Source organism: Brachyspira innocens ATCC 29796, assembly GCF_000384655.1.
Classification (GTDB): domain Bacteria; phylum Spirochaetota; class Brachyspiria; order Brachyspirales; family Brachyspiraceae; genus Brachyspira; species Brachyspira innocens.
In genome coordinates this window covers 1-25219 of record NZ_ARQI01000121.1, presented here as the reverse complement: position 1 = coordinate 25219, position 25219 = coordinate 1, and the positions used below count along the sequence as shown (strand labels likewise).

General features: G+C 29.1%; 19 protein-coding genes and 1 rRNA gene. 9 read left to right on the top strand and 11 right to left on the bottom strand.

Features of this window, described 5'->3' with window-relative positions:
* Positions 1-144: 144 nt before the first annotated feature.
* The 6 genes from F811_RS0110855 to F811_RS0110830 form a co-directional block, all read right to left on the bottom strand.
* Complete coding sequence (locus tag F811_RS0110855; protein ID WP_020005268.1) at positions 145-1752, bottom strand: peptide ABC transporter substrate-binding protein; 1608 nt, start codon at positions 1750-1752, stop codon at positions 145-147.
* Positions 1753-2115: 363 nt separating this feature from the next.
* Positions 2116-3456, bottom strand: coding sequence for an adenosylmethionine--8-amino-7-oxononanoate transaminase (bioA, locus tag F811_RS0110850; RefSeq protein WP_020005267.1), 1341 nt, complete (start codon positions 3454-3456; stop codon positions 2116-2118).
* 116 nt (positions 3457-3572) lie between these two features.
* Positions 3573-4241, bottom strand: coding sequence for a dethiobiotin synthase (bioD, locus tag F811_RS0110845; protein ID WP_020005266.1), 669 nt, complete (start codon positions 4239-4241; stop codon positions 3573-3575).
* Between the two features lie 15 nt (positions 4242-4256).
* On the bottom strand, positions 4257-5258 hold the full coding sequence (gene bioB / locus F811_RS0110840; RefSeq protein ID WP_020005265.1) for a biotin synthase BioB: 1002 nt from the start codon (positions 5256-5258) through the stop codon (positions 4257-4259).
* A gap of 15 nt (positions 5259-5273) precedes the next feature.
* Positions 5274-6257 (bottom strand): biotin--[acetyl-CoA-carboxylase] ligase, encoded by a 984-nt coding sequence (locus F811_RS0110835; RefSeq protein WP_020005264.1) that lies wholly within the window; start codon positions 6255-6257, stop codon positions 5274-5276.
* A gap of 600 nt (positions 6258-6857) precedes the next feature.
* Entirely contained in the window at positions 6858-7718 is an 861-nt protein-coding gene (locus F811_RS0110830) for an AAA family ATPase (protein ID WP_020005263.1), read from the bottom strand.
* A gap of 154 nt (positions 7719-7872) precedes the next feature.
* On the opposite strand from F811_RS0110830, the gene F811_RS0110825 reads away from it, so the two are divergent.
* The 3 genes from F811_RS0110825 (at position 7873) to F811_RS0110815 (ending at position 10565) form a co-directional block, all read left to right on the top strand.
* Positions 7873-8925 carry a DUF3298 and DUF4163 domain-containing protein gene (locus F811_RS0110825; RefSeq protein WP_020005262.1) on the top strand — a complete coding sequence of 351 codons (1053 nt, stop codon included), beginning with the start codon at positions 7873-7875 and terminating at the stop codon, positions 8923-8925.
* Positions 8926-9275: 350 nt separating this feature from the next.
* Positions 9276-9698: an Hsp20/alpha crystallin family protein gene (locus tag F811_RS0110820; RefSeq protein WP_020005261.1), complete on the top strand. Its 423-nt coding sequence runs from the start codon at positions 9276-9278 to the stop codon at positions 9696-9698.
* Positions 9699-10142: 444 nt separating this feature from the next.
* Positions 10143-10565 carry an Hsp20/alpha crystallin family protein gene (locus F811_RS0110815; RefSeq protein ID WP_020005260.1) on the top strand — a complete coding sequence of 141 codons (423 nt, stop codon included), beginning with the start codon at positions 10143-10145 and terminating at the stop codon, positions 10563-10565.
* 92 nt (positions 10566-10657) lie between these two features.
* Here the strand turns inward: F811_RS0110815 and F811_RS0110810 are convergent, their stop codons facing one another.
* Complete coding sequence (locus tag F811_RS0110810; protein WP_020005259.1) at positions 10658-11932, bottom strand: MATE family efflux transporter; 1275 nt, start codon at positions 11930-11932, stop codon at positions 10658-10660.
* Between the two features lie 395 nt (positions 11933-12327).
* Between F811_RS0110810 and pnuC the strand changes: the two genes are divergently transcribed.
* On the top strand, positions 12328-13032 hold the full coding sequence (pnuC, locus tag F811_RS0110805) for a nicotinamide riboside transporter PnuC (protein ID WP_026364425.1): 705 nt from the start codon (positions 12328-12330) through the stop codon (positions 13030-13032).
* Between the two features lie 34 nt (positions 13033-13066).
* On the top strand, positions 13067-14074 hold the full coding sequence (locus F811_RS0110800; RefSeq protein WP_020005257.1) for an AAA family ATPase: 1008 nt from the start codon (positions 13067-13069) through the stop codon (positions 14072-14074).
* 494 nt (positions 14075-14568) lie between these two features.
* Here F811_RS0110800 and F811_RS0110790 read toward each other — a convergent pair whose 3' ends face one another.
* The gene (locus F811_RS0110790) at positions 14569-15654 is read right to left on the bottom strand and encodes an NAD(P)-dependent alcohol dehydrogenase (protein ID WP_020005255.1); all 1086 of its coding nucleotides are present in this window, start codon (positions 15652-15654) and stop codon (positions 14569-14571) included.
* 954 nt (positions 15655-16608) lie between these two features.
* On the opposite strand from F811_RS0110790, the gene F811_RS0110785 reads away from it, so the two are divergent.
* Genes F811_RS0110785 through F811_RS0110775 form a run of 3 tightly spaced genes read left to right on the top strand, consistent with a single transcriptional unit; the run spans position 16609 to position 19943 of the window.
* Positions 16609-17994 (top strand): hypothetical protein, encoded by a 1386-nt coding sequence (locus F811_RS0110785; RefSeq protein ID WP_020005254.1) that lies wholly within the window; start codon positions 16609-16611, stop codon positions 17992-17994.
* Between the two features lie 24 nt (positions 17995-18018).
* Positions 18019-19428 (top strand): hypothetical protein, encoded by a 1410-nt coding sequence (locus tag F811_RS0110780; protein ID WP_020005253.1) that lies wholly within the window; start codon positions 18019-18021, stop codon positions 19426-19428.
* 59 nt (positions 19429-19487) lie between these two features.
* Positions 19488-19943 carry a hypothetical protein gene (locus F811_RS0110775; RefSeq protein ID WP_156821999.1) on the top strand — a complete coding sequence of 152 codons (456 nt, stop codon included), beginning with the start codon at positions 19488-19490 and terminating at the stop codon, positions 19941-19943.
* Between the two features lie 449 nt (positions 19944-20392).
* Here F811_RS0110775 and prmC read toward each other — a convergent pair whose 3' ends face one another.
* The 3 genes from prmC to F811_RS0110760 all read right to left on the bottom strand — a co-directional run bounded on the left by prmC (position 20393) and on the right by F811_RS0110760 (position 23371).
* A complete protein-coding gene (gene prmC, locus F811_RS0110770; RefSeq protein WP_020005251.1) occupies positions 20393-21262 on the bottom strand; it encodes a peptide chain release factor N(5)-glutamine methyltransferase in 870 nt (289 codons plus the stop codon).
* Between the two features lie 2 nt (positions 21263-21264).
* A complete protein-coding gene (locus F811_RS0110765; RefSeq protein ID WP_020005250.1) occupies positions 21265-21594 on the bottom strand; it encodes a cupin domain-containing protein in 330 nt (109 codons plus the stop codon).
* 262 nt (positions 21595-21856) lie between these two features.
* A 16S ribosomal RNA gene (locus F811_RS0110760) occupies positions 21857-23371 on the bottom strand.
* A 957-nt stretch (positions 23372-24328) separates the two neighbouring features.
* Here F811_RS0110760 and F811_RS0110755 point away from each other — a divergent pair.
* Positions 24329-25069, top strand: a complete 741-nt coding sequence (locus F811_RS0110755; protein ID WP_020005249.1) for a hypothetical protein — start codon at positions 24329-24331, stop codon at positions 25067-25069.
* The last annotated feature ends 150 nt before the right edge of the window (positions 25070-25219 follow it).

Sequence of the window (25219 nt, the reverse complement as noted above, 5' to 3'; positions counted from 1 at the left end):
TCATTCAAATAAGTAATTCACTATAATCTAAAACATCTTTTATGGATTGACAAAAATATAAATAAATTATAATTGCATTCATAAATAACTAAAATTTGACAAACTATATTTGTTTAGGTATAAGTTAAATGTGTATTATAAAAATTATTCTAAATAAGCATTAAAAAATCTGTAAAGCCCTTGTGAATCATATTCTACACCTTTTAATTTTGGTGATACAAGTAATGCTTCAGAGTAAAAATATATTGGTATTACAGCATTATCTTTTATAAAAATATCTTCTGACAAATGAAGTGCATGCATTCTTATATCATTATTCTTATTTGTAGAAGCTATATCAATGTATTCATCAAAAGCATTATTTGAATAAGAGCCATAATTATTCGGAGCATCACTTTTAAAAATATTCAAAAAATTAATAGAATCATTATAATCAGCATACCATAAATAAACTGCCATATCAAAATCTTTGTTATACATATTCTGAAGATAAGAAGCCCATTCATGTTTTACTATTCTCACATCAATATTAAGTGCATCTTTAATCATGTTCTGCACGGCATCTGCTATATTTACATCAAACTCCCTTGTCGCTATAAGCAAATCAAGTACAGGGAAGTTTTTGCCGTTTTCATATCCCGCTTCTGATAATAATTTTCTTGCTTCTTCAACATTTTTTTTATAATCATCAATGTTTATATTATCTCCGCCATTTTCTCTAAAATCTCCGTCTACATCATTAATACCATAAGGAACTAAACTTCCAGCAGGACGCTCACCGCATTTTGTTATTGATTTTACTATATAATCTCTGTCTATAGCCAAAGATAATGCACGCCTTACTCTGTTGTCTTTTAAAACTTCTTTGTTATTTAAATTAAATCTATAGTAGTATGAAGCTGCTACTGGTACAATATGAACTATTCCCTTTTTATTTAAAGTTTCTATATCATTTCTTGGAAAAGGCTTAGCGAAATGAATAGAACCATTAAGAACACCAGCAAGAGAAGTATTAGGCTCTTCCATCAAAAGAAAAGTTAATTTATTAGGTTTTATATTTTCATTATTCCAGTAATTGGTATTTCTCTCTAGTATTATGCTTTTATCAAAGTTTCTCTCTGTCACCTTAAAAGCACCGTTACCAATATAGCTTTCAGGCTTTAATGTCCATTCATCGCCGTATTTATTTATTATATCTTCACGCACTGGATAGAAAGGAGGATAGGCTGTAAGCTCTAAAAAGTACGCAGTAGGACTGTTTAACTCTACTTCAAAAGTATAATCATCTATTGCTTTAACCCCAAGTTCTTCTATAGTTTTTTCACCGCTTATTACTTCTTTGGCATTTTTTATCACTTCAAAATAATAGCTGTATTTATTGGCAGTTTTAGGATCAACGGCACGCCTCCAAGTATAAACAAAATCTTTAGCTGTAACACTTTTTCCATCGCTCCATTTAGCATTAGTTCTTATATGAAAAGTATAAATATTTCCTTTACTGTTAATATCCCAGCTTTCTGAAGCTCCGCCTATTATTTTATTATCTGCATCTTTTTTTGTAAGCCCTTCAAAAGCATGTAGAATGTATATCATAGTAAGATTGTCTGTATTTAAAGTTGGGTCAATAGTTAATGGCTCTGGGGCTAGATTTATCACTATATCATTATTTGTATTAATTTCTTTTTTTGAAACTTTTGAACATGATATTATTGAAAGTATTAATAGATTGAGAGTAATTATTTTTTTTAGCATGTATTTTCCTTTTGAAGTTATAATTTTTTATAAAAGATATACTTATTATTTTTTAGTATATACCTAAACAAATGTAGTTTGTCAAATTTCTCAGTTATTTATAAATGTAATAATAATTTCTAAATAGTATAAATTGTTATTAATAAAATAGGTTGATAAATACCTATGTTTTAGTAAAAATGCAGTCTTTTTGGTTCTCGCCGCAGGCGTACTTCGTATGTGCCACACCGAAGGCGGACAGCGTCACAAAAGAACTGGGGGGGTGGGGGCAAATCCACCACAAACAATAAATTTAAAAAACTAATTTTTAACAAACTTAAAAATTTTTAGTATATACTAAGATGTTAAATAAAATTGTATTTTTTAACCTAAAATATCACTTATAGATTTTACACACAAATCAACAGCCTTATCTATCTCTTCTTCATTAATTATAAGAGGCGGATTAAAATATATAACATTACCCAAAGGTCTTAATAATAATCCTCTTTGAAGTGCTTTTTTATATATTTGATAACCCATTCTAAGTTTAGAGTCAAAACCTTCCTTTGTATTTTTATCAGTAACTAATTCCATTGCATTTATAAGTCCTATATTTCTAATCTCTCCTATATTTGGGTGATTTAATAATTTTTCTTTTAATTTATTATTTAAATATTTTGCTCTTATTTGTGCCTTATTTAGAATATCATCTTCTCTTAAAACTTTTTGTACAGCCAAAGCAGCAGAACAGCCGAGAGGATTTCCGCTGTAAGTATGGCTATGCATAAAGGCCTTGCCTTCATTATAGTCAGCATAAAAGGCATTGTATATTTTATCTGTAGTGATTGTTATAGCCATTGGCATGTAGCCACCAGTTAAACCTTTTGAAACGCACATTATATCTGGGCTTATATTAGCATGGCCGCAGGCAAACATCTTTCCAGTGCGTCCAAAATTGGTTGCTATCTCATCAGCAATAAAAATTACATTATATCTATCGCAAAGCTCTCTTAACTTTTTTAAATAAAGCGGAGGATATATTCTCATTCCAGCAGAAGCCTGAAGCAAAGGTTCTATTATAACAGCACAAGTTTCATCAGCATGTTTTTCAAATTTTTTTTCGGCATCTAAAAAGCATTCGCATTTGCAGGTTTCTCTGTTTTGATTATATTTGCATCTATAGCAGTCTGGAGCTTCTATATGTATAGTTTCCATAAGCATAGGCTTGTATATTTTTGCATATAAGTCCAAACTTCCAACGGATAATGCCCCTATAGTTTCACCATGATATCCATCAGTAAAGCACATAAACTTTATTTTTTTACTATTGCCTATCTGATGCTGATACTGAAAAGCCATTTTTAAAGCAGCTTCTACTGATGATGAGCCGTTATCTGAAAAATTAAATTTAGTAAGTCCTTTAGGAAGTATTTTTACAAGCTCTTCGCAGAGTTTAATAGCAGTTTCATGCGAGAAGTTTGCAAATATTACATGCTCTAATCTATCAAGCTGTGATTTTATAGAAGCATTTATTGTTTCATTGCAATGCCCAAGTAAATTGCACCACCAAGAACTTACAATGTCAATATATTCTTTGCCGTTTTTATCATAAAGATATATTCCCTTTCCTTTATCTATTATTATAGGAGGAAGCTCCTCATAATCTTTCATCTGTGAGCAAGGGTGCCAAATATATTTTAAATCTTTTTCTTCTAATGTCATAAATAAGCCTTTGTTTTATATAATATGCGGGAAGTAAAAAATATTCCCGCACACTCTTTTTGCTAATAGGGAGAAAAGCAAAAAGAATATATAAAAATAATTATTACAATTAATAATTATTCAAAAAGTGAGTGAATATTATCAGCCTTTAATTCCATGTTATTTACAGAATCAATAATACCAACAGTCTTTATATTTGTAATTTTTTCTATCATTTCTTTATTATCTTCATGCATAACATTTGCTTCTTCAAATCTGTTTAATATAATGCCTTTAATTTTTATTTTTTTACTTTTCATATATTCTATAGTAAGAACTGCAGAATTAATTGTACCAAGACCAGCATCTGCTACTATTAAACATGGTAAGTCAAGCTCTTTTATAATATCTTCTAAAAATATTTTTTTATCATCATCATATCTTATAGGACATATTATACCGCCGCTTCCCTCTACTATCATATATTCATGATTTTTTGAAATATTTTTATAAGCCTTTTTTATAACTTTCATGTCTGGAGGATTGCCTTCTATTTGTGCAGCCAAATGAGGAGAATATGCATGCTTATAGGTATATGAAACCATCTCTTCATAAGAATCTGTTAAATTGGCTCTCTCTTTTACGTACCAAGCATCGCTATCTGTTATATCATTACTTCCGCTTAAAGCCGCTTTATAATATCCTATATCAAATCCTTCTTCTTTCATCTGTTTGCATATAAGTGCTGATACATAAGTTTTACCTATATCAGTGCCAGTAGCTGTTATAAAAAGTGCTTTAGCCATTGTACTAACTCCTTTTTAATCTTCTGTTAATTCTATTTTATATCCTAACTCTTCAGCCATTTTTTTATCTGTTTCTATAGAAATACCCGCAGTGGTGAGCATATCTCCAGTTATAGCGGCATTAGCTCCAGAGATAAAGCAGGATCTTCCCTTATCTTCTAAAAGTCCTCTTCCTCCTGCAAGTCTTATAAATGCTTTTGGGTTAATAAATCTGTATATAGCTACTATTCTTCTCATGTCATCTAAAGTAAGAGGAGTAATATTTTCAAAAGGAGTACTTGCTATAGGATTAAGCATATTAACAGGAATAGACATTATGCCAAGCTCTCTTAATTCTAATGCCATATCAATTCTATCTTCCCAAGTCTCTCCCATACCCATAATGCCCCCGCTGCATACAACCATTCCAGCTTTTTGTGCTGCCTTTATTGCATTTATTTTATCATCATAACTATGAGTAGTACAAACATTAGCAAAGAAGTTTCTTGATGCTTCCAAATTATTATGCACTCTTCTAAGTCCAGCCTCTTTCATTTTTTTAAATCCTTCTTCATCTAAAAGTCCTAAAGATGCACATACATATCCGTCAGTTTCTTTATTAAGAGTTTCTATTGCATTATATACTTCATCAATCTCTTTTCCATATAATGCTCTGCCTGATGTTACTATAGAGTATCTTAAAACGCCTTTATCAAAATCGTTTTTACCTTGTTCTAATATCTTATCTTTATCTAAAATATTATACTCTTCGCATTTTGTATCATAATGAGCTGACTGTGCACAGAACTTGCAGTTTTCAGAACATTTTCCGCTTTTAGCATTTATTATAGAGCACATATCAAATACATTAGAACAGAAATGTTTTCTTATATTATCAGCCGCTTTGCATAAATCTTCTAATGGAGAGTCTACTAATTTTAATGCCTCTTCCTTTGTTATATTATATCCGTTTATAATTTTTAGTTTTAATTCTTCAATATTTATTTCTTCTTTTATAATTGCTTCAATATTACTCATTTATCCTCCAGTTTTTTATGAAATTCTGTAATTAATACTTCCAGATGTAAGTTTATCTATTCTTCCGTCTTCAAACTCTGCCACTAAAGCAAAGTTTTCATCTATATCTAATACATTTATTATATTTTCTTTATTATCTATATTAATAGAAACTTTTTTTCCTATTAAAAAAGAACGCTTTTTATATTCATCATAGAATGATATATTATTAAAATAGTAGTCCCATAAATTTTCTAATATTCTAGCTATTAAAATATTTCTTATATCAGAATTTGAATTGTTAGAATTAATGGAATCTGCTGTATCATTAATCTCTTTAGGAAAACCTTTTTTTGGAAAATTAACATTTATTCCAATACCTATAACAGCATAATCAAGTTTTCTGTCTTCAAAGCTGAAAGCTCCTTCTGTAAGTATTCCGCATACTTTTTTATCATTAATAAATACATCATTAACCCATTTTATATGCGTATTTTTATTTGTTATCTCTTCTATTGATTTTGATACTGCCATAGCTGCTGCTGTGGTAATAAATGAGCTTTTAAATATTTTTTTATCTTTTTTTAAATTGAGTATTATACTCATATATATTCCAGTACCATAAGGCGAGAAAAAAGATTTACCGTTTCTTCCATATCCTTCTGTCTGTTCTTCTGCAATTACTACTGTACCGCTTTCTCTCCCTTTAGCTGCAAGTTCTCTGGCTATTATATTAGTTGACTCTACTGTTTTATATATAAAAAAATTAAACTTATCATTATATTTAAGCATATTATTTTTTATTATATTTGATGAGATAATGTCAGTTTCTTTTGAGAGAGAATATCCCTTATTTTTTACCGAATTAATATTATAGCCTTCATTTTTTAATGATTTTATCGCTTTCCATACAGCTGCTCTGCTTACATTCAAATCGTCTGCTAATTTCTCTCCAGATATAAAAATACCTTTATTTGATTCTAGTATTGATATAATATTTTCTTTAATATTTCCTTTCATATATAGTATGATATCATATAGAAAATAATTGTCAACTTTAAAACTGTAAAAGGTTTACAATTAAAATAGCTTTACAGACATAATATCATAGATCATAATAGATAAATACATTGTAATAAATATAATAGAAGAAACTATAAAATATTAGATTTGTTTCAAAACTAAATTTGTTAATATTCATAAATTTTTATTTAATATTTTTCATTATAGTTGGGGCTTTGCCCTTACGAAGTACACAGCGTGCCCGCTCTGCGTACCTTCGGTAACCCCAGTTCTTTTGTGACGCTGTCCGCCTTCGGTGTGGTATAAGGCACAGCCCGCCTTTGGCGAGAACCAAAAGAACTGCATTTTCTAGCTTAAATAGACTTGTTTCAAAACTCAATTAAGAAATATTTATACTATTTCAATTTTTGTATTTTTATTTTTATAACTGGGGCTTTGCCCCAGACCCCACTTCTTTTGGTGACCCAAAGAAGCAAAAAGACTGCATGTTTATATACCAAACGATAGTTTATACAACATGTAAAACATTATGTTTTTAATTTAAAAAATTAAATAATTTTATATTTAATGTTGTCAAGTAGTTTTGAAACAAGTCTATTATCTTGTGCTTGCATTATTCTCGTCATCTATATTAAGACTAAGTATTCTAAGTCCTTCAGTTCCAAGTACAGATTTTAAAGCTATTAAAAATGCTGTATCTCGGCTTGAGGCGATATTGCTTTTATATAGTTTCATAGCATATCTAGCCATATTAATGCCATCTCTTACAGAGAAAGAAGCATTATGTATATGCGATTTTTGAAGAAATCCTACAGTAATTTTTAATATTTCATCATCAGCAAAAGGAAGATTCATTCTTAGTATATCATACTCTTCTTTAACATCAGGGAAAGGAAGTTCTATAGTAGGCTGAAGACGCGAATGTATATATTCTGGAAGTTCAAATGTACTGGCATCATCATTCATAGTAACTATTATTCTAAAATCAGGGTGAGCTTTTATTTTTATACCAGCTATTACGCTTTCTACATATCTTCTGTCATCAAGAAGCGGAGCAAGAGAAGCCCAAGTTTTTTCGCTCATTCTGTTTCCTTCATCTAGTATGGCAACTCCGCCTTTAATCATAGCTGTTACCAAACTTGAGGCATGATAATTAATTTTATTATTTTCAGATATTACAGGTATTACTATCAAATCTTCTGGTCTTGTATCAACAGTACATTGAAATATATAAACATCTCTTTTTAGAAGCTCTTTAGCGGCATAGTATGAAAGTGTAGTTTTTCCAGCACCAGGTTTGCCTACTATTCTAGGATTGAGCGGTATATCATCTTCTGAGATTACATGCCAAGCTGCCATTATCTGTCTTACCAAATCGCTTTGACCTGTCCATTTTATATTCAAATTATCTGGGTGAGATAGTATTAACTCTACATTTTCTATTCTTTCTTTATCCATTTTAGCCTCTTTTTTAGAAGAAATTTATATTTTTTAATGATATTATTAATCCTATAAAAAGTCAATTATTTATAATAATTTTAATAACTTTATTGATTATTTGTCTTTTATTTATATATTTAAAGTTATAGTAAAAAAATAGAAGGTATTTTTTATGTTAAAAAGGTTTGTATATATTTTCTTATTAATAATAATTATAGTTTCATGTGGTAAAAATGCATCTTCATCTAATAATAATGCTGATATTAAAAATGGCTCCTCTATAGAAGAATCAAAGTTCTATATGCTTAGCGGTAATATATCGGGAGAAAAGGCTTCTATGTATTTGTATGTTAATAGTAATAAAAACAGTATAAGCGGATATTATTATACAAAAAATAAAAAGGCATTAATTACTGGAAGTATTAATAATAATAAATTAAACATGCAGGAAGTAGATGAAAATAATAATATGCATGCCACTATAAATGGTGTATTGAGCGATGATATAGTTTTTAGTGCGGAAATAAAATATGATGAAAGTAATGAAGTTAAAGATATGGAGTTTTCTCTTAATAGAAATCTGCCAGTATATTATGCTAATATTATAGATTATTACAAAAATGATATTATAAGTAATTCTATATTTTCATATCATAGAACTTCATTTTCATTCAGTAAAAATAATGAAAATGAAACATTAAATATTGATAATTCTATAATGTACATAGAAGAAGAATGTGATAATTATTATAATGAATGGAAAGCTTTATTATATGTAGGTTCAAGCAATATAACTTATGAAATAGATAATACTGTTAATGTAGGTTATATAGACAGCAGAGTAATAGCACTTGATAATTATTCTTCTATGTATACAGGAGGAGCTCATGGCAATACAGCAAATATTCAGGAAGTTTTTTCTTTGGAGAGTTCTAATCTCATTACTATAAGAGATCTAATAAGTGATTTTAATAATCCTAATTTAATATCATTAATGAGAGAAAAAATATTAAAGACTGGAAGCACTAAAGAAGATTACTTTGATTTTAATGCCATAACATTAGAAAGTTCAACATTTAGAATACTTCCTAATTCAATTAACTTCGTATGGCAGGCTTATGATATAGCTCCGTATTCTACTGGAATAACAGAGATAAGTTTTGATTTTAATGAGTTAAAGCCTTTTGTAAAAGAAGAATCTCCGCTTTATTATTTGTTTATATAAAAATAGTATAAAAAATAAATATCATTAGGCAGTTAGAGCATTTTTGTTTTAACTGCCTATTATTAAAGTTATACATTTATAATATCACTTTAAAAAATTAGTATAATTCATATACAAAACCATTATAAATTAAGTATAAAAATTAAACATATATTTATCTTTATATAATGTTTTCAAATAAAACCCTACCATAAATGTATAAATAATATACAATATTTTAAAAATAATTGGCATAATTCTTGCATATATAATAGTGTAGCAAATATTAAAGCTGCTTAAAGCTAAGATAAAGGCTTTAATATAAGATTTAAGAAATATAAAAGTTAATTAATATAAAAGGAGTTTTAATTATGGATAGAAGAATATTTTTACCTGCTTTACATTCTGTTTTAGATGATTTCAGAGGTTTTGATAATGCGTTTAATAACTTATATGCTAGTGATGAAATAAAAAAAATGCCTCACTACAATATAGAAGAAGATGAAAAAAGCTACTGCATAGAAATGGATATGCCGGGCGTAAAAAAAGAAGATTTGGATATAGGTATAAAAGAGAATATACTTTCTATATCAGCTAAACGTAAAAAAGTAAAAAAATCAGAAAACGGAGAATCAAAAGAAGAGGTTGTTTCAAGCTATGAACAAAGTTTTAATATCAGTACAAAAGGTATTGATGTAGAAAATATTGAAGCTAACTTGAATAACGGAGTTCTTAAAGTAATTCTTCCAAAGAAAGAAGAACTTAAATTTGAGAAAAAGATAAATATAGAATAATTAAAAAGTATAAATTGTTCAGTGATAAGCTAAAAAATTATCACTGACAGTTTAAGAAAGTAAATAAGTTAATAATTTTGTAATAAAACTAAATAAAATAGATAGTTATATAAAGTAATTTTATATATACCTAAACAAATATAGTTTGTAAAATTTTAGTTATTTATAAATGTAAATAATATAAAGTATTATTGAGTATTAATAAAATGTATTACAATAGCTATATTTTAGTAAAAATGCAGTCCTTTTGCTTCTTTGGGTCACCAAAAGAAGTGGGGGTTCGGGGGCTAGTCCCCGAAAATATTAAAAACATAAAAACTAATTTTTGACAAACTTAAAAATTTTTAGTATATAAAGAAAAAGCCAAATAAAAATTACGAGCGTCTGTTGGCGAAGCAAACAGAGCCCTTAAGCGAGTAATTTTTATATATAATAGGAGTTCATATGTCAAGAAGAATATTTGTACCAACTTTACATTCAATTTTTTCAAATGCTAATAGATATAATAATGCATTAAACCGCTATAGAGATTATGAAAACAGATTTCCTGATTATAGGATAGAAGAAGATGAAAAAAGCTACTGCATAGAAATGGATATGCCGGGTGTTAAAAAAGAAGATTTGGAAATAGGAATAAAAGAAAATATACTTTCTATTTCTGCAAAACGTAAAAAAATGGTTAAAGCAGAAAACGGAGAGTCAAAAGAAGAAGTTGTTTCAAGCTATGAACAAAGTTTTAATATCAGTACAAAAGGTATTGATGTAGAAAACATTCAGGCTAATTTGAATAATGGAGTATTGATAGTGATTCTTCCAAAGAAAGAAGAGCTTAAATATGAGAAAAAAATAGAAGTAAAAGGAGAGTAAAATTAACTTACTTTAATTCATAAGATATAATCCATAATAATAATTAGGCGTATACAGAAATAAACTGTGTACGCCTTTTTTATTTAGATGAATTAATTATTTAATCTGTATTTTTTTATGAATATTAAAAAATAAATAACCCCTATAAAGGCTGGTATTATAGGAGAAAGTGCCATAGATAAATATATGCCCAAAAAACCTATATGTTTTTCTAAAATTATTGAAATTATTATCTTAAAAAATAGAGAATCTATAACCGCATTAATAAAAGATAAATATGATTTTTGAATGCCTATAAGAAAACTATCAAGCATATACATCAAAGCATATATAATACCATTAAATGAAGCACATACTTTAAGATAAAATATTATATCATTTACAGTTTTCTCATTTCTGCTGTAAAATATATTGATGATATCTCTGGCAAATAAATGTATAAAGACAATAGCAAATGCCGTAGTTAAAGTATTAAAAAATAAAGCAGAGATAACAGTATCTTTTATTTTTTTATAATTTCTCTCTCCAAGACTTTTTGCAGTGAGTATGCTTAAAGCCTCTCCGTATGACCAAGATATTATACCTATGAAAGTGTTTATTTTTAGTCCTATTGTAAATCCTACTATTATATCGTATTTATTCATCATTATATTAACAGCAAAATAAGATATATTTATTATAAGTATTTGAAATATGCATGGAAAAGAAGTAAATATAAGCTCTTTTAGTATTGAAGTATTAATATTAAAACTAATAATTTTTCTAGTGTAGTATAATGATAATAAAAAACTTAAAGCCTGAGATATAACAGTAGCCAAAGCAGCACCTTTTACAGATAATTTTAATATATATACAAATACAAAATCAAGTATAATATTTGTCAAAGCTGCTATAAATATAAAGCATAAAGAAACTTTTTCTTTTGAGCTTGCTTTGATTACAGAGTATAGAGCACTATATAAAAACATAAAAATTACACCCGTAAATATTATTTTTATATAATTGCAGGCATAATTAAAAGCCTCTTTTGGAATATTCATAAAAGTTAATATTTGTTTATAAAATATTAATCCTGCTAATGAAATTATAATAGATGATACAAGAGATAAAAATAATAAACTTCCTATACTTTGCTTATATTTTGTATCATCTTTAGATCCTTTATATTTTGAAATTACTACAGCTCCTCCTATAGAAAGACCAACAGATATAGAAGTTATAACAAACATTAAAGAAGCACAGTTTCCTAATGCGGCAACTGCATTATCACTTTCAAAATGCGAGATGAATATTATATCTGCAATGCTGTATAAATATTGAAGTATATTTGAAATAAATAATATAAATGAAAATTTAATTAAATACATGAAACTTTCCTTGAATATAAAACACAAATATACTAAAAAATATTACAAATCTGCTTAAGAGATGCAGAAGTATAAAGTTTTTTAGTATGCCCCAAACAATAAACTTTTTTAGATATTGCTGGAGCTTAATTCAATAACAAGTTTCATATATTTATGATATTAATAATAATTATAATTGTCAAGTTATTAATTTAATTTTATATATATTTTTTATGTTTTTATTAAGTCTTTAAAAAAGTTTAAAAATGCACTTTATTTTGAGCATATGTACAACTTATACAGAGTGATGATAAAATAACTATTTAGCAGTTGGTACTATTACATTAAAAACAAAATATGACTTTGTTTTTGACAAATTATAGTTGTTTATGTATAATATAATTAAAAACACTACAATGAAAAATTTTATAAAAAATGAACTCAAAAATTGGAAAGCTGTAGAAGTATTATGGATTGTAACGGCAAGTACAATAATATTATCTCTTTCTCTATATTGGAAAGAAAATATTATAGGCATAGTATCATCAATAAGCGGTATATTATGCGTAATTCTAACTGGTAAAGGAAAATTATCTTCATACATATTTGGAATGATTAATACTATTCTTTATTCGTATATTGCTTTTAATGCTAAATACTATGGCGAGTTTATGCTCAATGTTTTTTATTATATCCCCATGAACATAGCTGGGTTTATACTTTGGAGCAGGAACTTAAATAGTGAAAGCAAAGAAGTTATAAAAACAAAATTAAATAATAAATATAAAATTATAATATTTGCTTTTTCTTTTATATCTATATTTATTTACGGACTTATATTAAAAAAATTGGGAGGTTCTCTTCCTTTTGCAGACAGTGCAAGTACAGTATTTGCTGTAACCGCACAGATACTATGCATAAAAAGATGCTCTGAACAGTGGATAATGTGGATATTAGTAAATATTTTAAATATTTCTATATGGTATATTAATTTTTCAAGCGGAGGAGATAATATAGCAACTTTGCTTATGTGGAGTGTTTATTTAGTTAATGCTTTATTTATGCTTATAAAATGGTACAAAGAAGCAAATGGTTCAAAAACTGATAAAGTAAATATTTAATAAAAATAATAAAATATATGATTCGGAGTTTTTTATGTATAATGTTGGAATGTATGCAGGATCATTTAATCCAATCCATCTTGGTCATGTAAGATGCATAATAGAAGCAGCTAATCAATGCAAAACTCTTTATATAATTTTATGCGTTGGAAATAATAGAAATGAAATTGATAGAAAAATAAGATACAGATGGCTTTATCAATTAACCAAACATATAGGAAATGTAAAAATTATATTTATAGAAGATAATGCCAAAACAAAAGAAGATTATACAGAAGATTTATGGGAAGATGATTCTATAAAAATAAAAAATGCTATAGGTGAAAAGATTGATGCAGTATTTTTGGGAGATGATTATAAAAATAAAGATTCTTTTTATACAAGGTATTATAAAGATTCTAAGTTAGTATTTATAGAGAGAGATGAAATAAGTTCTACAAAGATAAGAGAAAATGTTTATAAATACTGGGATTATTTACCTAATATAGTAAAGCCTTATTATACAAAAAAGGTTCTGCTCTTGGGAAGCGAAAGTACAGGAAAGTCAACGCTTACAATTAATTTGGCTAATTATTATAATACCAACTATATAGAAGAAGCAGGCAGAGAATTATCAGAAAAATCTGGTACTGACTTGCTTATGCTTTCAGAGGATTTTACAGAAATCCTTTTAACTCATAAATTAAACGAAATAAAGGCATTAGAACATAGCAATAAAATATTATTTATAGATACTGATGCTGTAATTACAAATTTTTATATGCATTTTTTGAAAGATGAAAATATAGTTAATAATGAAATATTAGCAAAAGCAATTATTAATATAAATAAATATGATGCCGTATTATTTTTAGAGCCCGATGTTGATTTTGTTCAGGACGGAGACAGAAGCGAAGTAATAAAAAACAACAGAGAAAAATACAGTAGTCAAATAAAAGATATACTTAATAGTCTAAATATTAAATATCATTCTATAAATGGAGATTATCAGTCGAGATTTAAAAAGGCAGTTTCTATAATAGATGTATTAATTAAAAAATAAATGATATATAAACTTCTGTTTAATGTATTAAATTAACAATTTACAAACTTAAAAATTTTTAGTATATACTGAAAATTTTTAAGTTTGTCAACTGAGGCACTTTATATATATGTTAGCTACTTTTTTGCCGCACAAAAAAGTAGCTGCCAATGGCACGCAGAGCGAAAAACGCATATGCTACAGCTTTATATTTAAAAAATATGTATTAAAAGTAGCTTAATACTCCAAATATTAGTAAAAAATGCAGTCTTTCGCGAAGCGTATCCGAGCCTGTCGATGATATAGGTTGTCACACCAAAGGCGGACAGCGTCACAAAAGAAGTGGGGGTGCTGCGTAGCACACATAGTGGTGGGCAAAGCCCTGCAAATATTTTAAATTACAAAAATTAATTTTTAACAAATTATAATTGTTTAGGTATAAAATAAGACAGCAGTATAAATACACTGCTGCCTAAAAACATATTTATGAACAAAAATATTAACTAATTTTTAAATTAAAGAGTTTTCATATCTATTACATATCTGAACTTTGCCTGCCCTGTAGTAAGTTTTTGATATGCCTCATCTATTTGGTTTGCCGATATTATTTCAGTTTCTGGATATATTTTATGTTTAAGAGAAAAATCAAGCATCTCCTGAGTTTCTTTAATTCCTCCTATCATAGAGCCATAAACTTTTTTACCTCCTGCAAATATTAATCTTGCCAAATCTATACTTTGTTTAAGCTCAGCAGGAGGAAGTCCTACAATAGCCATCTCTCCACCATATTTAAGTAAATCAACATAGTTATTAACATCATATCCTGTAGGTATTGTAGATATAATCAAATCAAAACGTATTGGAACATCTTTTGTAGAAGTAAATAAATCTTTAGCTCCCATTTCTAATGCTTCTTTTTTCTTTTTGTCATTGCGGGCAAATACATAAACTTCTGCTCCCATATTAACAGCATATTTAACTGCCATAGATCCAAGTCCACCAAAACCAGCTACTCCTACTATATCCCCTTTTTTAACTCCAGAAAATTTTAAAGGCGAATAAGTTGTAATACCTGCACATAGTAATGGAGCAACTTTTTCCATTGGGGCATCTTTTGGTACAGTAATAGCAAATTTTTCACTTACTACTATATTATTTGAATATCCGCCGTAAGTAGGCTCATCATTATGAAAATGATCTTTACAGTCATAAGTAAATACAGTTTGCCCTCTTTCACAGAATTGTTCATGACTTTTTTTGCAGGCTTCGCATTCTCCGCATGAGTTTACCATACAGCCTACTCCTGCATAATCACCTATTTTAAACTTAGTAACATTCTTACCGACAGCAACAACTTTACCAGCAATCTCATGCCCCGGAACCATAGGATATATACCTTCATGCCATTCGCTTCTAGCTGAGTGTATATCACTATGACATATACCTGCATACATTATCTCTATAAGTATATCATTATCGCCCATAGAATGTCTTGAAAACTCAAATGGTTTGAACGTATCCGTTTTGCTGTGAACTGCGTATCCTTTTGCATTGATTCTTTTTCCAGAATTAGCTTCTTCTAAATTATTATCTAATAGCATATTTAAATCACTCCTTGAAAATATGAAAGCATTATAACATTGAAGTACACTCTAATGTCAATATGTATTTTAATTTTTTTAATTATTATACTTATAAAAAATATTCCATTATAGTTGAGTACAAAGTATATACATAAAGAAATATAGTTTGTCAAAAATAAAATCATATTTTGTTTTTAATGTCTGGGGCTTTGCCATGTGAAGCACAAAGTCATGCCTACGAAATCGACAAAAAAGTTGATAATTCTACATAAAGTGCATCAGTTGACAAAATTAAATTGTTCCAGTATATATTGAAAATTTTTAAGTTTGTCAATTTTTTTATTATTCTTTTTACAGCAGCACACCAAACAATACTTACTTCAGTAGTAAAGAACTTCGTGGCAAAGCCTATATATAAAATTTGAAAAAAATATTATATTTTAAATCACTATAAATAATTATTAGCAGTTTTTAATATACTATTTTAAATTTATAAATATTATTCTCATAGCTAATATGTACAAATAAAAAAATAAATATAAAAAATAAATTTATATAATAGGATATAAACTACAATAAAAATACAGTATATGTTAAAAATTAGATAATATTTATAATAAGTTTGTAAATAAATCTATTAATTTTTAAATTTTCTACACAAATAAGGCGTAATTTTAATTTTTTTTTAAAAAAACGTAATTTTTTTCGGTAAAAATTTATTTTCTACGTATTTAATTGTAAATAAAACTTTTTTCAAGAAATAAAAATACTGAATAAATTATATTTATTTGGTATTTTTATTGTTATTTTTTTACTTATATATATTAATTATTTTAATATTAAAAAATTCAATATTTTATAAATTTTTTACTAAAAATTAGAATTTATTATTGAAATTTTACACATTATGTAATAGTATATTAAATATTTTTCAAATATTGATATAAAAAAAACAATTTAGGAGATAACTTTATGAAGAAAGTTAGCAAAAAAACAAAGTTCCTAGCCGTAGTACTAGGTTCTTTGATGATTTCATCATCAGCATTTGCAGTTGATCTTACTATAGACAATTCTGCAGTAAAAAGAGCAACAGCAGGTCAGTTTTCTACAGACTCTGACAAAGTAAAAGCTAAAGACATATTCGACCTAGAAAGATCCTTCTTTTCAGCAGGCTATTTAGGTCAAACATCAAGAGCTATCAATGGAGGTGGAAACGGTACAGCAACAGCTGCAGGATTAGATAATGGTGTTCAAGGTGCTTTTGGTGTGGCTTTACCAGGAGGCATGTATTTAGGTTTTGCAGCAGCATATAATCTACAAGACACTGCTAACTATACAGCAGATAAAGACGGAAATATAAACAATGGAAATAAATGGACTGTAAATTCTACAGGTAACTTTATATTAGCTTTCAGAATAAATGAGATGGTGGCTCTTCACTATAATTTAAAAATTGGAAATCCTAATATGGCTAATCCTACTGTAACATACAAGATAGATCATACAGTTAATAAAACTTCACAAACTGATTACAAAACATATACTCATAATGCATATTGGAATCATGAAATAGCAGCAGCAATAAAATTCGGCGAACATAAATTAACTGTACCTATAAGCGTTGATATATATGCTAATAATGTAAAAACTAAAGGTAAACAAAATAATGTTGATGTAAATTATGCAGAATATGGTAATAATCAAGGTCTAGAAGATTATGTAAAATTAAATCTTAATCCAGAGTTCTTCTTAAGTCTTCCTATGGGACCTATGACTGGTATCAATATGGGAGTTAAGTTTGGTGTAGGACTTAATAACAATGTAGGTCGAAATGGTAAAGATCTAACAACTGAATATAAAGCTACTCAAAAAGCTTTGCGTATGAATGTTGGTGCTTGGGCTAGTTTCCCTATGGAATGGAGCTTGGCTAATGATCAAGTATCATTGGCTATGGAGCCTCAAATCAATTTAGACTTTAATGTAAATAACTTTGGAAAAATGGAACAAAGTATAGCTGGTGCTGCTCAGACAGTTACTGATTATGGAAGAGATTATTTAAATATCAATCCTTATGTAGAACTTCCTATAGGTACATTATGGAGACCTGTTGAATGGTATGAATTAAGATTCGGTACAGCTTTATTATTGGGTGCTGATATTACTATCAATCAATCTAAAGATGCTAGCGGAAAAACTGATAAAAATACTACATATGAAACAATGTCTGGTATAGCTGGATTCTTCGGTATGGGCTTCATAGTAGGAGAAGACTTCAATATTGACTTGTTTGCAGAAGTAGGCACTTTAAGTTTCATAAATATGAACTTCGGCGGTCAATTAACTTACAGATTTAATTAATAAAATAATATTTGGAGATAACTTATGTTAAAAGTTTTTAATAAAATAAAGTTTGTATTATTAGGCTATGCATTAATTTCTGCCTGTGTATTTGCTCAAGGCACTGATACTTGGACATTAGACAATTCAGCAGTAAAAAGAGCAACAGCAGGTCAGTTTTCTACAGATTCTGATAAAGTAAAATCAAAAGATATATTTGATTTACAAAGAGCATTCTTCTCTGCTGGATATTTAGGCGGCGGTTCTTTTTCTCAGAATGGCGGCGGTACAGCTGATATAACTTCTACAACTTTCAACAGCGGTGTACAAGGTGCTTTCGGTATTCCTTTTGCTAATGGTATGTATTTGGGCTTTGCTGCTAGATATAAATTCAATGATAGTGCTGATATAACAAAGGACAAAAACGGCAATACAACAACTACTCAAAATTTATGGACTATCAATTCTCAAGTGGCTTTAAGAGCTGCTTTAAGAATAAGCGAAACTATAGCTGTACATTATTATTTTGGTTTACAGCCTAATACTGGAACAGGAGCAAGTATTTACAGCTTAAATAAAGTTATAAATAAAAATACAAAACAAGACTATTCTATGATAGCAAATAACGGAGTTTGGACTCATGAAATAGCTGCTTCTATAAAGTTTGGCGAGCATAAATTGACTATACCTGTAGGAATAGTTTTCCATGCTGACAACCAAAAACAAAAAGGGGCAACTGGAAATGATAAAGATAATATTGTATATTACGGAAATAATGACTATATATCTTTATACTTAAATCCAGAGTTTAATTTGGGTATTACAGCAGGTCCTATGACTGGTATCACTGTAGGTGCTAATTTAGAGTTTGGTGTTAATAACAATTTTGGTCAAAATGGAAGTTATACTGAAAACGGTACAGAAACTAAATATGAAAGCAAACAAGGTAAAGACCGTTTTGACGGCGATATATATGCTAGTTTCCCATTATCTTGGAGCTTGGCTAATGATCAAGTAAAATTAGCTATGGAGCCTAAACTTTCTTTAGGTTTGGTAGTAACTAATACTGGAAATATTAACATAAAAGAAGGCAATACCCCAAGTACTGGTGCTGTTGGATATACAAGTGATGTAAGATTTGTTCCTTATGCTGAACTTCCTATAGGTACTACTTGGCAGCCAGTTGAATGGTGGCAGTTAAGAGCTGGTACTGCTTTGATGATACAGGCAGAGGCTGCTTGGATAACTCAAGTACCTGCAAAAGCAGACGGTTCATTAGATGAAAGCCTAAAAACTGTTAATACATCATTAACTACTAAAGCTGGTATAGCTGGTTTCTTTGGTATGGGCTTCATTGTAGGTGAAGATTTTAATATTGACTTATTTGCTGAAGTAAATACTTTAAGTGTTAATAATCTTAATTTCGGCGGTCAATTAACTTACAGATTTAATTAATACGGAAAAATAGGAGATAAAAAATGAATAAAAAATTATTATTGATTTTATCTATATTAATGAGCTTATCATTATTTACAATGAGCTGTGCTAAAAGTGTAGCTGCACCAGATGTAATAGAAGGAACAGTTGGACTTGAAGAGTTAACTGAGGCTCAGTTACTAAGTGCTTTACAATCAATACAAACTATTACAGATACCACAAGCGGAGTAACATTTTATTTTTCACAAGGTTCAGGCTACCCATATTATGGATATTATAGTTTTAGCGTTGATTCTAGCGGAACCTATGGAGCAAGCGTTTCTCAAAATTATATATTAGCTGAATTAAAAAGAGTTTTAAATGAATATCAAGGAGATGTAACATTTACTCCTTCTGCAAGTTGGGATAGTACTCCTACTGGATCTTCAACAGCTACTTTAACTGTTCAAATAACTTCTTCAGCTTATAATGTGCCATCAAATTTAAAAACTGTAAAAATTCAATTATATTTAATGGGTGGTACTTGGCAGTAAGTAAATTATTAATAGTTAGACAACTGGTTTACAATACGTAGATTTTTATATAAAAATATCCCGTTTAAGTCCCTCGGTTTATTTTCCCGATAGACCGAGGGCATTTTTTTAACCTTTTAAATTTTTATTTTGAAAATGCATGCATTAAATTATTAAGTTTATCAATTTACATTTTTTTACTGAAACAAATCAATACTTAAATATAATTATTCATGCTGCAGGCATATAGAATACACATTTTTATATATGTATATAGCTGTATTATTAATCTAATAACTTAATATATGATATTATGGCTTTGCTATGAAACCAAGTTATTTTATGATGTATAATAAAAAACTTATATGGCTTAAATATGTAATTTATAAAATTATAACATGATTTTTTAATATTAACTGTATAAAAATATAAAATTGCCTCATATATAGTCTTAAAAATAACATACAATTTCAAGTAATAAAATCATAGCAGACTAAAAATCTGTCTTTAGCACTTAAATCTTTTTTTACTTCGGCATTATCTATATTTAAATTACAGCATATATTAATTAATGAATCCCCTTGATTATATCCTATCTCAAAAAAGAATGCCCCATTATCTTTTAAATATATATCTATAATATTTAAAAAATCCCTATAAAAATCAAGCCCATCATCTCCAGAATATAAAGCATTAAAAGGTTCAAATTCCAAATCTTTTTGAAGAGAATCTTTATCTTTTAAAGGAACATAAGGAGCATTTGACACTATTATATCAAATTTTTTATCAGGTATATATTTTAAGGCATCAGCATTTATTATATTTATTAATCTTTCATCGCCTAATATATTAAACGCATTTTTATTTATAATTTCTACTGCACCATTACTTATTTCAATAGCTGTAATATCAATATTTTTATTTTGCTCTATAAATAATTTTTTTAATACAATAGCTATATTACCACTTCCAGAACATACATCACATATAGAAATATTATCTTTATCTTTTGTATAATCAAGTACTAAATCAATAATCTCTTCAGTTTCTGGTCTTGGTATAAGCACATTACCATCAACATAAAAATCAAAACCGTAAAACTCTTTTTTATTTATTATATATGCCAAAGGTTCATAATTAAGGCGTCTTTTTATATTGGCTTCTATTTCTTTTATCTCTTCTTCTTTTAGCTCTCTTAAACCTTCAGATATTAATTTGGTTTTAGATATATTAAGAGTATGCATTATAATAGTCTGTGCCTCAATATAAGATAATTTATAATCATTATTAATTTTTTCTAATTGTTTAGAATAATATATTAAAGCCTCATTTATATTCATAATCAATTATTCAAAAAATCTTCTCTCTCTGGAGTAAAGGTATCTAATAATCTGCCATTCTTAATACATTTACAGCCATGAGTCATATTTTTTGCAAAATGAAGACTATCTCCAGCCTTACATAAATGCTCTTCGCCATTTACATTAAATATAAACTCTCCGTCTATAATATAAGTAATTTGTTCATGATTATCATGAGCATGAATATCAGCTACAGCACCTTCATCAAACTCCATATAAACAGTCATAAGATTTTCAGAATGAGCTAGTATTTTTCTTTTAAGTCCGTTTCCCAAATTTTTTAATTCAGCTTTATTAAAATCCTGATACATAAAATATTCCTCTTATTTAATAAATTAAAAATTGTACTTATTTTCATCATATACATTAGGTAAAATCTCTGCTAAAGAAGAGATATTTTTCATTTTATAATGATAGCAGAATGAAGAATAAAAGGCAAGCAAATAACTATAAATAATACACAAAAAAACCAGCCATTAAGGCTAGTTTATTAACGAGGTATAAAAAATATAATATGGAAAAATTCTTTCAAATATGAATAGCAGTAAGATTTAAGTCGGACAATCTCCGAATAAAGGAGGTGATCCAGCCACACCTTCCGGTACGGCTGCCTTGTTACGACTTCACCCTCATCATCAGTCCCACCTTCGGCGCCGCCCCCCTTGCGGTTAGGCTAACGACTTCAGGTAAAACCAACTCCGATGGCGTGACGGGCGGTGTGTACAATCCCCGGGAACGTATTCACCGTAGCGTTCTGATCTACGATTACTAGTGATTCCAACTTCATGGAGTCGAGTTTCAGACTCCAATCCGAACTGAGGCAACTTTTTTGAGTTTTGCTCCACCTCGCGGTCTCGCTTCTCTTTGTACTTGCCATTGTAGCACGTGTGTAGCCCTGGACATAAGGGCCATGAGGACTTGACGTCATCCCCACCTTCCTCCTACTTGAACGTAGGCAGTCCCCTAAGAGTGCCCGACATTACTCGGTAGCAACAAAGGGTGAGGGTTGCGCTCGTTGCGGGACTTAACCCAACATCTCACGACACGAGCTGACGACAGGCATGCAGCACCTATGTAAAACGTCCTTGCGGTCTGACTTATCTCTAAATCATTCATCTTACAATTCAAACCCAGGTAAGGTTTTTCGCGTATCATCGAATTAAACCACATGCTCCACCACTTGTGCGGGGACCCGTCAATTTCTTTGAGTTTCACCCTTGCGGGCATACTCCTCAGGCGGTACACTTAAGACGTTAGCTACGGCACTCCTATTTAAATAGAAGCACCTAGTGTACAACGTTTACGGCTAGGACTACCAGGGTATCTAAGCCTGTTTGCTCCCCTAGCTTTCGTGATTCAGCGTCGATAAATGCCCAGATGACTGCCTTCGCTATAGGTGTTCCTCTCGATATCTGCGCATTCCACCGCTACACCGAGAATTCCATCATCCCCTACAATATCCAAGACTCACAGTATCCGAGGCGTTCCCGAAGTTGAGCTTCGGTCTTTCACCTTAGACTTATAAGTCCGCCTACTCACCCTTTACGCCCAGTAAATCCGAGCAACGTTTGCCTCCTACGTATTACCGCGGCTGCTGGCACGTAGTTAGCCGAGGCTTACATTATCTACTGTCACTCATTCTTCGATAATTTCCGAGGTTTACAACCCGAAGGCCTTCATCCCTCACGCGATGTCGCTCCATCAGACTTTCGTCCATTGTGGAAGATTCTCAGCTGCTGCCTCCCGTAGGAGTCTGGGCCGTATCTCAGTCCCAATGTGGCCGGTCACCCTCTCAGGTCGGCTACCTATCGTAGCTTTGGTAGGCCGTTACCCCACCAACAGGCTAATAGACCGCAGGCTCATCGTAAAGCGGATTGCTCCTTTCCTCTACTCTACTTGTGTAGCAAGAGTATATGCGGTATTAGTCCATGTTTCCATGGGTTATCCCCCACTCTACGGCAGATTACCTACGTGTTACTCACCAGTTCGCCGCTAACTTATCCAGTTGCCCGAATAAGCCCGCTCGACTTGCATGCTTAAGACGCATCGCCAACGTTCGCTCTGAGCCAGAATCAAACTCTCCATACTCACTTTTGTGAATCTGAAATGATTCTTTATTTTACTATTCTACTGAATAGTGATTTACTTACTTAAAGAAATGTTACAAATTGTAACCGTTGGGTCATAGAACTTAACTTAAGTTCATTTACACCAGTTGTGTTTTGTTTTTCTTAAATTGCTTCTGCTATCCATATTTCAAAGAACTTTTATTTTTTGTTTGTGTCAGTCGATGTTTTGTTTTTTGTTTCTCATCAACTGTTTTATTATTATAGCATAGGGCTCAAAAAACACAATAGCTTAAAAGCGTGTTTTTAACAAAAATTCTATGTTTTTTATTCAAAAATAAGATTTATAATACATATTATACATTTTTAATAAAAGTTAAATCAAACTAGTGCTTTTTTAGCCAATTTCAGACCTAAAAAATATCAAAAAAGCCCAAAATTCGGCTGAAAAACTAGAAAAAAACGGAAATTTTTTGCACTTTTGGCTTAAAATCTGGAATTTTTTCTCTCTAATTCAATAAAAATCCAATAAAAATTCAATAAAAAACAGCAAATAAACAAAAATTTTAATAAAAAATTATAAAAATAGCCAATTCAAAAAGAAAATTTCGCTTAAAAAACAAAATTCAAAGCTCAAAAATCACCTAAAAATACAAAAACTCATAATAAAAAATAATTATAAGAGAGCTAAAAAAGAGATAAGAAATATAAAAAATAATTAAAAATATAAAAAATACAAAACTAAAAAATACTCCAAATACAAAAAATAATATCTATAAAAAACAAAAACTTCCGTAAATAATTGCCCAGAATAATTTATAAGCAATTGTCATTATAAATTATAAAAAAATACTTGAACATAAATTTACATCTTTAAAATCCGATAAGGATAATGTAGTAGTAAAATATATTTTTTTAATAACTTGATTTTATATTAAATTAGATATATTATATAAGCCTGTAAGATTGGAGTAAGATTTTGGAAAACATATTAGATATTATTAATAAAGCTCAGCTAAAAAATATAGATAAAGAAACATTTTTATCTATAGCATCGATGTGTTCGTTTATTCCAAAATCTATAACAGAAAACAACACTTGGAAAAAACTGCCTCTGTCTGCTAAAGAAGTATACAGAACATTGGTAGCAAATTATGATTATGAGTTAGGCATAGCTAAAACTACTCATTCTCAAATACTTAATGAAGCTGGTATAGGAGGAAACGCTACTATAGTAAAATCTTTGGACACCTTAGAAGAAAAAGGTTTTATTACAAGAGTAGAATCCAAAATGAAAAGCCATCATTACCTTATGCCGCATCAGGAAAAGTTTTTTGCTACCGTATGCAATTTTGAAGTAAGGGATTTTTCAATACTTTACACTGTAAACAAAAAAAATAAAAAAGAAGCTCAGGTTAAGCAGGCAGTAGATAAACTTTTTTTCAAAGTTTGTTATAATTTAAGTTGTTTAGGTATAGATGACCCGCAGAAACTTATAGACAAGTATTCTTCTAATGGCAATCAATTAAGAATAATACTTTCTATGTGCAATAGCGTGTATATAGCAAAAAAATACAATCTAAACAAAGATATTAACTTAAATAATTATCTTATAGAATCCTTAAAAACAGGAAATATAACAGAAAACATTTTTGATGATAAAACAATGAATACTATAAGAAATCTATTAATTAAGAATAAACAAAATATTACAGAGTAAAAATATGGCAACAAAAAAAACTACTACAAACAAAAAAGAAGAAAGCAAAGAAACGGTAAAGAAAACTACAGCTAAAAAAGCTACAGCGGCCAAAAAAACAGCTGATGAAGAAGTTAAAGATACAACAGTAAAGAAAACTACAGCTAAAAA